The sequence below is a fragment of the Nostoc sp. JL23 genome (assembly GCF_017115065.1).
GTDB classification, from domain to species: Bacteria; Cyanobacteriota; Cyanobacteriia; order Cyanobacteriales; family Nostocaceae; genus Nostoc; species Nostoc punctiforme_A.
Genome location: NZ_JABXKN010000076.1, coordinates 88147 through 100561, shown reverse-complemented (window position 1 = coordinate 100561; position 12415 = coordinate 88147). Strand labels below are relative to the sequence as shown.

At 42.7% G+C, this 12415-nt stretch carries 7 protein-coding genes; 4 read left to right on the top strand and 3 right to left on the bottom strand.

What is annotated here, in order from left to right:
- Window positions 1-19: 19 nt before the first annotated feature.
- The 3 genes from HWQ42_RS16225 to HWQ42_RS16215 all read right to left on the bottom strand — a co-directional run bounded on the left by HWQ42_RS16225 (window position 20) and on the right by HWQ42_RS16215 (window position 8460).
- On the bottom strand, window positions 20-2248 hold the full coding sequence (locus tag HWQ42_RS16225; protein WP_292813804.1) for a carotenoid oxygenase family protein: 2229 nt from the start codon (window positions 2246-2248) through the stop codon (window positions 20-22).
- Between the two features lie 215 nt (window positions 2249-2463).
- Entirely contained in the window at window positions 2464-7824 is a 5361-nt protein-coding gene (locus HWQ42_RS16220; RefSeq protein ID WP_292813802.1) for an AAA family ATPase, read from the bottom strand.
- 255 nt (window positions 7825-8079) lie between these two features.
- Complete coding sequence (locus HWQ42_RS16215) at window positions 8080-8460, bottom strand: endonuclease domain-containing protein (RefSeq protein WP_292813799.1); 381 nt, start codon at window positions 8458-8460, stop codon at window positions 8080-8082.
- Between the two features lie 309 nt (window positions 8461-8769).
- Between HWQ42_RS16215 and HWQ42_RS16210 the strand changes: the two genes are divergently transcribed.
- From HWQ42_RS16210 to HWQ42_RS16195, 4 genes are all read left to right on the top strand, one after another.
- Window positions 8770-8961 (top strand): hypothetical protein, encoded by a 192-nt coding sequence (locus HWQ42_RS16210; RefSeq protein ID WP_292813797.1) that lies wholly within the window; start codon window positions 8770-8772, stop codon window positions 8959-8961.
- A 169-nt stretch (window positions 8962-9130) separates the two neighbouring features.
- On the top strand, window positions 9131-10444 hold the full coding sequence (locus HWQ42_RS16205) for an agenet domain-containing protein (protein ID WP_292813794.1): 1314 nt from the start codon (window positions 9131-9133) through the stop codon (window positions 10442-10444).
- Window positions 10445-10670: 226 nt separating this feature from the next.
- Complete coding sequence (locus HWQ42_RS16200) at window positions 10671-11789, top strand: aminoglycoside phosphotransferase family protein (RefSeq protein WP_292813791.1); 1119 nt, start codon at window positions 10671-10673, stop codon at window positions 11787-11789.
- Window positions 11786-12325, top strand: coding sequence for a DOMON-like domain-containing protein (locus HWQ42_RS16195; RefSeq protein ID WP_292813789.1), 540 nt, complete (start codon window positions 11786-11788; stop codon window positions 12323-12325). Before HWQ42_RS16200 ends, HWQ42_RS16195 begins: the two co-directional genes overlap by 4 nt.
- The last annotated feature ends 90 nt before the right edge of the window (window positions 12326-12415 follow it).

Sequence of the window (12415 nt, the reverse complement as noted above, 5' to 3'; positions counted from 1 at the left end):
CTTTGCCAAATTGCAATTTCTACTGAAAATGTGGATAAACGGCTTCTGCGAATAATTGCTGAATGGCTGGCTGGTTAAGTAACGATTCATAGTCTTGTCGCACGGGGATATCGTAATTAGCAGTGCGAGGTGCGATCGCAGATAACCAAGTAGTATGCATTGTGAAGCCAAAATCCAGTTGGGGATGGCTCAACTTACATATAGGGCCAGCTGCTAATTGATCGGCTTGGAAGATCCAAATTTCGTTCTTATCTTCCCCAAAAACCGTACAGACGATATAGCCATCTGTAGAACTGCCATTGCTGTTCAATCTCGGTATAAACTGGGGTGAACTGATGAAGTAACCAGAGGGCGCATCATAAAAATCTGCTACCTCCATTTTGATTGTATCGACCCGAAACAAAGAAGAAGGGCGATTTAATGCTTCTTCTCGTTGCATTAATTCTTTTAGTGGTACAGCCCGATAGGGATAGTCTTCGTACAAGTTGTAAATAAATTCAGTCAGCAATTCTGGCCAAAAACCGAGAGATTGCCAATAAACATTATCAATCCGCTTTGGAGGCAATCCAGAGGCCAGTTTTTCCTGGCAAGCGTAGAACCCTATACCCCAATGACGGCGAGTATCGTAAATTACTTTAGCATCTTGAATCTGACCTGTCTCGCCGTCTATTTGATAGCGACCCAGACGACCTACATCCATTTGCCCATTAGCCAGCATTCCTCCCAACCACAGAGGCGCAGATTTGGGAGCGTCGAATTTTGAGATGTCATACTTGTGAACCCATTCGGCAATATCTGTGGCGCAGAGATGGGCTGCGTGTAAAGTGATTTGACCGTCGGGGTTTTCGTAATCGGTCAAAAAATGCACTGTTTCTAAGGGAATTACAGCTGGGCGGACTACCACAGTAGTCACATCTGCTTTCAGGTCAGCCCGACGCACAATGTAAATGGGGGAATTGGGCTGCTGCGATCGCGTCAGTAATCGCCGCAGGAGGCGCTCAGTTTCCAAACTATCGGGAATAGGATTATTGAGGATTTGTTCTGGGCCAATCTTCAGGGAAGTGTCCATCAGCACTACGTAATCTTTGGTAACTGCCAACTGATGCATACTTTGTTCAATTCGCACTGGGGAACCATCCGGCAGCATCAACTGCCAGCGCTGGAGTTTTCCGACACCATCCCACTGCAACAGATAAACAAAATCTGGCATAGCAGTTCCCAACAAATTCTCAATCCAGCCAATCAATTGTTGCCAGACACCTTGAGAAAACTTCGAGAACATTCCCAAAGGAATCCGCAAAGGATTGTTGTCTAAAAGTTGAGCGATCGCACTTAGCAGTTGCTCGAATTCCTGGGGCAGTTGTTCGAGGTCATAAATGAAACGCGCACTTTCAAGAAAATTACTCAGCGATCGCCCATAGTTAACTAAGAAAACTTCGTTAGTATAACCATCAAAGGTTGGGTGAGACGTACTCAACACAGGGGGGAAAGGATAGGAAAAAGGTAGAAACGGTTTCCACTCAGTGTTAGCACCCACCGGGGTAACAACTTCTAGACTGCTGGTATCAATTTCGTAAGGACGACCAGCGTCATAAGTAATCATTAATCGCTCTTGGCTGTCTTTAGCTGTATTAAAGGCGAGAAAGGCAATATCTACCTCATCTCGCAAGCCCAAGGAAGGGGAGAAGCGCAACAACCCATGATCGCGAAATTGATAAGAGCGATAAGCAAGATTTTTAAAAGTTGCTTGATCTGCATAATAGCAAGGTGTACGTGCCAGTTTCGTCTTGGCAGTAACCTGTCCGTCTTGCCAGTCTAAGCGGTAAATCATCCCATCACCGTTAAAAATGTGGGTTGCATTTGGATTGGGTAAACCCCCAGAAGCAACACTACCTACAGGAGCAATAATGAACATGTGCCCAGATAAATCTGTCGGTATATGCCCATAGATCGTATTCAGCGGTAAATTCGATAGTTCCTGACGGCTGGCAGTTATTGCTGCCTCTGGAAATCGGGGTTCGGAAATTTTAGGATTCATTAATTGATACCCTGGAATTGCACTCTGATTTGGTGTTTTGCTTTTAGGTATAACATTAGGTTTTAATTTAAAAATTGAGTTTTTGCCCTCAAATGTCCAAACATCAGCTTTTTCAGGATTTTTGAATCCAACTATGAAGAGTGCTGAGTTGAAAGACTGTCTATAACGGGCTACCGTGTATACATAAGTTTGAAATAGCTGATAAATCATGGTTTTACCCCACCCTAACCCTCCCCTTGCAAAGGGGAGGGAACTAGATTTCCGGTCTCCCCCATCAAAGTTGGGTCTGTGTTGTACTGCAAGCGAACTTGCAAAGGGGAGGGAACTAGATTTCCGGTCTCCCCCCAATGCATCGGGGGGATTAAGGGGGGTAATTAATTACTGAGTACTTCTTCATTTAGTCAGCAATCAGTATGGTAAATCCCTTAAAATTTAACTGCCTCAGTAAAAATTGATGCTATTTCTTTTCCCGGATGACAGCGCCCAAGATATATCTGCGCGACTTGATCCCACGGGTTTTGCTGCAAGCAATCTTGAAAATACTTGGCTGCTGCGGCAAATTCTTGTTGTTCGTAACACGCTAATGCTGACGCAAATACTTCTAAAGTCGCTGTTTTACCTGCACTCACTTTTGGGGGATCGGCTGCAAACACTTCATGAACAGTCACAGCATTCGTTTTACCCTTCACCTTTACCTGACCAACTACACGAATGCCATAGCGATCGCGATTTTGTAAGCGCTCAAAAGTTTGGTCGGTAATTAAGAGTGGGGCGTTGAATGTTTTGGTTAATCCTTCGATTCGCGCTGCTAGATTAACCGCATCACTAATCACTGTGCTATCCATGCGATTCAACCCGCCGACTGTCCCCAAAATTAGCGAACCAGTATTAATCCCAATGCCAATTTGAATTGGTGAGTAGCCCTTGGTTTGACGTTTTTCGTTGTAGGTTGTTAATGTCTGCAACATGGCAATTCCCGCTTGTACGGCATCATCGGCATCTCCTGCAAACAAGGCCATGATGGCATCACCAATATATTTGTCGATAAAGCCATTGTTTTCCAGAATGATTGGCTCCATGCGACTGAGATAGGAGTTAATAAATCGGAAATTTTCGGCGGGAGTCATACTTTCGGAAAGGGTGGTGAAGGCGCGAATGTCGGTAAATAAGACTGACATTTCCCGCTGCACCTGATCGCCTAATTGCACATCTATAATGCTTTGCTTATTGAGAAATTGCAGAAATTGACGCGGGACAAAGCGCTCATAAGCTTTGTTGAGTGCAGCTAAATCCGTATACAAACGGGCATTTTCAATAGAAATAGCTGCTTGTGCTGAAAGTAAGTTGAGCAACTCCAAACGATCTGGGGTAAATGCTCCTGTTGTCAAGTTATTTTCTAAATAGACAATTCCTGCTAACTTTCCTTGGTTAATTAAGGGAGTACACAGAATCGATCGCGGTTGGTATTGGCGAATGTAGGGATCTTTGATGAATTCCCCAATCCCAACTGCTTCGTGGATGGCATCGTTTAGAACTACATTAGTTTTAGTGCGAATCACATAGTTAACGATCGCAGTCGAGAGAATTTGGTTATTTTCAATACTGAGTGATTCCAATACCTGAATAGTATTCTCACCAACGGTTCCCTGAGCTTCAATTAGAAATTTACCTTTGGTTGACAACAACAAAAATCCTCGTTGCGCCCCGGCGTTTTCCATTAAAATCCGCATTAAATTAGATAAAAGTTTATCTAGCTGAATTTCTTCGGAAAGGGTTTGAGATGCTTTGATGACTGTCACCAAATCCAATGATTCTGAGCGACTGGTACTTGTGAGGCCAGTCGGGTTAGAAGTAGTGGTTGATAAAGTTGAGTTAACAGCTTTTTCTAGAATGCGCGTTAAAAGTTGGGGATACTTGGCTTCTAAATCTTTTACCTTAGCGATCGCTCCCCACTGCAAATAAAGATAGCGGGCTTCTTGCAGATAAACTTGGGCAATCTTGGATTTGTTCTGGGCTAGATAAAATTTCGCAGTCAATTCATTGGCGAGAGCCGCTTCATTCAAATACTGGTTTTCTTGGGCTAAGGCAATGGCGCGATCGTAATAGGCGATCGCCTGACTAGATTCTCCATGCACCCGATGCCATTCTGCTTCTACTAGCGCTAATTTATGGGTATAGTTGACAGGAGAAAATTTCGCCCAGACTTGCAATTTTTTCTGGTTTGCTGCTACTCGCTGGAGTAACTTTTGACGTTCTGCCGCACTGACAACAGAAGCTAAAGCTAGTCGTCCTAATGAGTCATAAAAGTGGAACCATCCCACAATATATAAAGCCACAACTGCATCTAAATAAGGAATTGCTAAATCAGCATTTTTGACGGCTGTAGCATAATCTTCAAACCAATAATTCAGTGTTAGGTGATTAGTATAAATATAAAAAATAGCTGTGCGATAGTTACTCTCGATATGCTGGGCTAACATAGCCGTTGCATCATAAAATTCCCCCACCAACTGACAGGGATTAGTATTTTTGCCCTGTAAATTAGCAACTGCTTGGCGATAAAGTTGAATGAGAATAAATATCGGTTTTTTCTTAAACTGCTGAATTGCTTCTCCGTAAATAGCTAAATATTTATCTAATTCAGCCAGATTTTGACCAGAAAAATAGGAATGCATAGAGGATGTATTGGCACAAAATGCAGCGTATTCGGTATCACCCGTATCACGCCCAATTTGAAATGCGGCTTGCAGTGAAGGAATAGTATTTTGGAGTGGTTCTTGCCAGTGGCGGACAAAGGAATTAACTACAAATAAAGTTCTCGCTTGCAAGTGCTTGGCATTGAAGCGGTCTAGCACTTTCAAGGCTAATTCACCAAATTTATATCCCCCTTGCAGATCCCCAACAACGCCACAGAGAATCAAACCATAGGTAGCGTAGGCAAAGGCTGATTCCGCCGCATTGCCATATTTAGCGGATATTTCTACCTGTTTAAAGACCGTTAAAGGAAAAACATTCGGGGCTGCAAGGTAGGTCGCGGAGGCGATACTAGCAAGGATGCGAATTGCCGCTAATTTTGTGGGATGGGTGAGTTTTGGCAAGTCAACTAAGGTGTGTACCTGCTTACCTACCAAAGCAAATTTAGTTTTTAACAATCCCAGCATAATTTGCGGTTGACCGGGGTTGCTAGCTAAGGGAATGCCCAGTAGTTGCAGAACTTGCAGACCGAGTTGAGAAGCTGCTAAGAGTTGATCGCGAGCGATCGCAGCTTGGATTTTGATGGCATAAACTTGCACCTGATCGACTGTGCTGCGGGTCTTTTGCAGTACTTCATCTGTGAGTGCATCCATGCGTTCAAAGTTCCCACCCAGATAAGCAGCTTCGGCGGCGGCGGTGTGCAATGCCAAAGCTAGCTGATACTGCTGCCGCCAACAACTAGCTGCTAGGCTGTTAATCCCCATTGTCAGATAATCTAAAGCTGGCTGATAGGCTGCTGAGGCTTTGGCTTTGTTACCTGCTGTTAAATTCAACTGAGCTAGTTTTTGCCGCTGTTGAGGGTCTGTAATTAGGTTGATGCCGAAATTCAGTTGGTTAACAATGTCAAAAATTCTTTCTTCTTGCTTTTGGGGAGTAATGCCTTGTAATAATAGTTGCCCAATCTGCAAGTGTACTGCCTGTTTTTGATCGGTAGAAATCAGTGAATAGGCTGCTTGCTGGACGCGATCGTGCAGGAATTTGTAGACTACATCCAAATTTGTCAACGCTGTTACTTCTAGGTCGGCAACTTGCAAGAGTTGGTAGTCATTACCTTGGGGTAGAATTAGCCCTGTTTGCACAGCTTCCCAGAGTTGGGCGGCTACATCTGCAAGGGATTTTGAGCTAGCGATCGCTAAAGTATGCAAATCAAAGGAATTGCCAATACAAGCTGCTAATTTTAAAGCTTCCTGGGTAGCTACTGGCAGCTTTTGAATTTTCAGCGCCATCAACTCAACTACGTTATCAGTAATCTGGGCCGCTTGGATTTTTTCCAGTTGCCACTGCCATTTTCGCTGAGTGAAATTAAACTGGAGTAATTCTTCTGCATACAGCGACTTCAGAAACTCATTCATGAAGAAGGGATTGCCGTTAGTCTTCTGCTGAAGCAGTTCTGCTAAAGGAGTAACATCTGCTAAATCGGCATTGTTGAGGGTATCGCTGAGAAGTTGTTGAATTTCAGGTAATGCTAAGGGTGTTAAGGTGAGTTCGTGAATAGCCACCCCTGCTTGTTCTAAAGATGCGATCGTTGTTCGCAGGGGATGGGTTTTATCTACTTCATTATCACGATAAGCACCAATCAGCAACAGATATTGACTGTCCGCCTGACTCATTAACAACTGAATCAGATGGAGTGATGCACTATCCGCCCATTGCAGGTCATCCAAGAACATCACTAAAGGATGTTCCTTTTGGGTAAAGACCTTAATAAAGTTTTGCAAGACTAAATTAAACCGACTTTGCGCTTCCTTGGGCGATAGTTCTATAACGGGTGGCTGCTGACCAATAATCAGTTCCACCTCTGCAATCACTTCGATAATCACCTGACCATTGACACCAAGAGCATCTAATAATTTTTTGCGCCAAGTAGTAATTTCGGCTTCACTTGTAGTTAACAGTTGGCGAATTAAAGCTTGAAAGGCTTGAATTAAAGAACTGTAGGGAATGTTGCGTTGGAACTGGTCAAACTTCCCGGAAATAAAATATCCCCGTTGCTGAGTAATCGGTTTATAAATTTCTTGAACCAAGGCTGATTTGCCAATCCCAGAATAACCTGCAATCAGCATTACTTCACTCTGACCGTGACTAGCTCGCTCAAAAGCTGCCAGCAAATTTGCCACTTCCGCTTCTCGCCCGTACAATTTTTGAGGAATTTGAAATCTACCGGAGCGATCGTGCTGTCCTAGTTCAAATAAGGGAATTTGCCTTGTAGTGTGCAACATTTCCAGGCATTGCTCTAAATCTGCCTGCAATCCAAAAGCACTTTGATAACGCGCTTCGGCGGTCTTTTCCAGCAACTTCATTACAATTTGCGAAAGCACTGGCGGAATTTGGGGATTGATTCGATCAGGCGGAATCGGTTGTTTCGCAATATGACTGTGAACCAGTTCTACAGGATCGTCGCTAATAAAAGGTAAATGCTGAGTTAATAGTTCGTAAAAAGTGACTCCCAAAGAGTAAAAATCGGTGCGATAATCAATCGAGCGATTCATCCGTCCTGTTTGTTCGGGAGAAATATAAGCGAGAGTCCCTTCTAAAACATTCAGGTTTCGCAACGTGGGATTTTCCCGCGACAGCAAAGTAGCAATGCCAAAGTCAATTATTTTCGTTTGTTGAGTCGTGGGATTGAGAAGAATATTGGCAGGATTAATGTCTTTATGAATAATCTGTTGCTGATGAATTTCTTCTAAAGCTGCTGCTACTTGCATAGCCAATTGCAAAAAATCCTCTAGCGGTAGAGGCGATTGATTGAGTAACTCACGCAGAGGTTGTCCACCAAAATCCTCTAAAACTAAGACTAAGGTGTTTTGATACTTTTTCAAATCGTAGGCTTGGATAATTCCCGGCGCTTGAGCGCGGCGCGTGAGATCGTATTCAAGTTTAAACCGAGCGATCGCTTCTGGGGATGGGTATTCTTGCCACAGAACTTTCAGTACTACTGGTTGTCGATCTAACTCTCGATATCCCCGATAAACCTGAGAATTAGGGCTTGTGTGCAGTTCTGTCAGGACTTTATACCCTTCCAGTGCGATCATAAATTACTCAAGCGTTTGCTGTATTGTTAGGGCCTATTCAGTATAAATTACTCACCTTGCAAGTGAACAGAGATTAGCCGAATGCTACAGTTTACAAACTATGAGTAGATTGGAAGCGATCGCTTAATGCATATAAATTTATTTGTTATGTGATGTTGCGTAGAGAGCTACGGTGTACACATAAGTCAAATTACCCCCCTTAATCCCCCCGATGCATTGGGGGGAAACTGTTCCCTCCCCTTGGCAAGGGGAGGGTTAGGGTGGGGTAATCTTCCGCAATTGACAAACCGTTTGTGCAATCATTGCGATCGCACCTTCCAACTCTTGATAAACCTGTTGATTTGTAAACCTCAAAAAACAAGTCCCTTTAGATTCAAGAAAACATTGTCGTTCATAATCATAAACCTGCGCTCCTTCTTGAAAATGGCTATTACCATCAATTTCTATAGCAAGTTTTAATTCAGGACAATAAAAATCCACAACAAATACATCAATACTGTACTGTCTACGAAATTTGCAACCATCAATTTGCCGATTTTTCAACCTTTCCCACACAATCTTTTCAGCAGATGGCATATTATTACGGAGCGATCGTCTTTTTTCTCTCTCCGAGGTTTTGTTATAAAGCTCTGTCATAACATCTTGATTTTTGGTAATTCCAAATTACCCCCCTTAATCCCTCCTTGCAAAGAGGGGAAACTAGGAATACAATTCCCTCCTCTTAGCAAAGTTACGGTGTAGACACAAGTGAAATTACCCCCCTCAATCCCCCCTTGGAAAGGGGGGAAGCCGGAAAATCTAGTTCCCTCCCCTTTGCAAGGGGAGGGTTAGGGTGGGGTATTTTTAATGCTCTGTTAAATAACCACATATTACCGAGTAAAGATAAAAATCTTCTTCCCTCTAGCGGCTACCGTCTTCCCTGTAGCGACTTCCGTCTTCCCTGTAGTGACTTCCGCCTTCCCTGTAGTGACTTCCGCCTTCCCTGTAGCGACTTCCGTCTTCCCTATAGTAGCTTCCGCCTTCCCTATAGTAGCTTCCGTCTTCCCTGTAGTGGCTTCCGTCTTCCCTGTAGTGGCTTCCGCCTTCCCTGTAGTAGCTTCCGCCTTCCCTGTAGCGACTTCCGTTTTGATGTTATGAGAAACAGACTTATGTTACAGCATCTTTAGGTGTAACCTCTGTTACTAACATGGTTATTTTTTGGTCAGGTTGGGGAACTCTATAAATAGGGTTTAGTAATTGCCCAGCGCTAGATGTGGGCTGCTCTGAACCGTATTGTAACGATATTATGAGTTTTGAGGATCGGCTGATGGATAAATCAATTATTCAGTTGGTTGACGAGTTACCGACTGACAATATTACTGTCAAAGTTTTAAAGGCTCTTGATTATGTAGCACCAGGTGAATGGAGCAATTTGACGGGGTTTGACAATAATATCCGCGCCATTACTGGAGAAACCGATGCTAAGGTAATTCAGAAAATTCGCGATCGCGCTGTCACCTTATACGAAGATCCTCAACAAGGCTACCAGTTTGCAATCAAACTTTATCAAACAATTGATAAGGCAGACACAGCGATGGCAGCGGCGGCTTTAGCGAATAAAGTTAGTGAAAAAATTGGCTTTCTCTCCTTTTTAGGCAAAATTACTCCTAAAGCTGATGTCACTCAATCTATTGACTTAGTATTGAAAATCGCCGTCGAAATTATCGCCTTTTGTAAACTAAACGGTATTCCTCAACCTAATCCCCAAGAGTTTGCTAATTCCCTAACTAACAACTATCAAAATGCATCCCTAATGCGGATGGTAGCTTTAGTTTGTCTAGATGGAATTTTCCCCCTGGGCCCTGACTTTCTCAGCAAAATTCACGGAGTTATTAGTGGTACTGATTCTAGTGCAATAACTCAAAATCCAGTTTTCTTAGCCGTTAATAACTTTCTTCCAGGCAGTAATCCTTCTGATAAAGTTGGTTTTATCAATCAGAGTTTCAACTCCGTGCAAGGCTGGATGACTAATTTAGTATCCAAGACAGGCGTAACCCCGCAATCAATTTCTAGTCATTTGGGTAATTTTATTCAGATTGCTGATGATAATTTAGATTTAGTTGCAGCATTCTTAGATCAAACAACCAATTACTATGAGCATACAGGAATTCAAACTGTCGTTCGCAGTTTGATTTTGCAAGCATACACTCTAGTAAAAGAGGAAATCAAACAAGAGGAACAAAAGCCGATTCAAGATGTCTCATCTGCTGCTAAATCAGATAAATTAGATAAAACTCAGTATGAAGTCAGCAAAACAGTAGAAGTCTGGGATAATGATGACGAGGATTGGTATCAAGGAACTATTGAGAAAATCGAAGATGACCAGTTCTTTGTTCATTACCTTGGTTACGGTTCATCTTATGACGAGTGGGTAGGCGAAGATGACATTCGGACTCGCGATCTTCGCTCCACTGATGAAAATGGATATGCAGTAGGTCAAAAAGTAAAATGTTGGGATGATGACCAAGAGGCTTGGTATTCCGCAACGATTGAGAAAGTCCAAGGTCAGCAATACTTTCTTCACTACATTGGTTATGATTCATCTTATGACGAGTGGGTTGATAGCGATGAGATTTCCTAACTGTTGAATTAGCACAGGGTTGACGAAAATTGCAACCCGCAGATTCCCGACTTTTCAAAAAAGTCGGGGATCTTGTTTTCACGAATAGATTCAGGATTGCTCTAGTACTTTTAAAAATTTATAATTGACAGTTCGGTAATCAATTACGAATTATCTTGATACTTGCGCTACGATATCCCCTATTGCTTTCGTGCAATGTACGTGAGGAGTAGTACAGGTCAAACAGATGATACAAGAATTCAATACACAAGGCGCAGAAAATCTGGTGGCGATCGCTAACCAATTCACCCAACTGGGAAAGGTTACTGATGTTCAAGCTTTGGGCAGTGGTAATATCAATGACACCTTTTTAGCAACTCTAGATTCCTCAAAAGAGCAACATTTTGTCTTGCAACGCATCAACACGCAAGTGTTTCGTCAGCCAGAACTGATTATGCAGAATATGTGTACCTTCACTGAACACGTTCAAAAAAGGTTGCAGGATATACCCCTTAATCGTCGCTGGGAAGTACCACGCGTACTGTTGACCAAAAACGCTCAAGACCACTGGAAGGATGCAGATGGCTCCTTTTGGCGGGCAATCAGCTTTATTGAAGGCTCCCAGTCTTTTGATAGTATGCGCGATCGCTCATACGCCAAAGAAATCGGTTATGCCTTGGGGATGTTTCACAATTTGATCAGCGATTTGCCAGCAGAAAAACTTGCTGACACCCTCAAAGGCTTCCATATTACACCGTTCTATCTCCAGCATTACGATGAAGTTTTGGCGAAAACTAGTGTGCGTCAATCTTCGGAAGTTAATTATTGCTTACAGTTTGTTAGCGATCGCCAAACCTTTGCACATATCCTAGAAAATGCCAAAGCTGAAGGCAAGTTACCTCTACGTCTGATGCACGGCGATCCCAAAATCAATAACGTGATGTTTGACATTGTTACCCAGCAAGCCGTCAGCGTCATCGACCTCGATACCGTGAAACCCGGTCTGGTACATTACGATATTGGTGATTGCCTGCGATCGGGTTGCAATCCTGCTGGTGAAGAAACCGAGAATTGGGAAAGTATTTATTTCGATACCGATCTGTGTCAAGAAATCCTCCGGGGTTATCTTGCTGTGGCTAAGACATTTCTGACCGAGAATGATTATGCATACATCTATGATGCCATCCGTTTAATTACTTTTGAACTAGGACTGAGATTTTTTGCTGATTATTTAGCAGGGAATGTCTACTTCAAAGTTAAGCACCCAGAACATAATCTTGCCAGAGCGATCGTCCAGTTTAAGCTGACTGAAAGTATTGAATCTCAAGAAACGCAGATTCGCAAAATTATCCAAGATATGAAATGAACAACCAGACATTTTCCCTCCAACCCTTCCCTTCTACTGAGTCTTTTTCTAATTTGAAAATTACAGGTAATATCTCTCGAAATGCTAATCAACTTACTATCTGCTACAACCTTGGAGGTGATTTAAAGGAAATTGCAATTGTTCCACCATCAAATGCACCATCACGCAAGTACGAATTATGGGAAGACACTTGTTTTGAGTTCTTCCTTGGCATCAAAGATTCTCTACGATATTGGGAATTTAACCTCTCCCCCGCCGGACACTGGAATGTCTATCGCTTTGATGGCTATCGTCAAGGAATGCAAGAGGAAACAGCTTTTGAAAAGCTACCATTTAATGTTCACAATCAAGCCGACGGTTTAGCACTTGCATTAGATGTCGATTTGGATAAAATCGTCTCGGCAGAACAAGCTATTGAAATTGGCATTACTACTGTTATCAAAAATATAGATGGTAATGTGAGTTACTGGGCTTTAACTCATAGAGGTGAGGAGGCTGACTTTCATCTGCGGAATAGTTTTATTGTTAAGTTGTAAAATTAAGATGAACAACTATTTCGTAGAAAGAATAAAGTGATTTACTTCTTTCGTTTGATAGAGTTAATTAAAAGATAAGTAAGGTATATA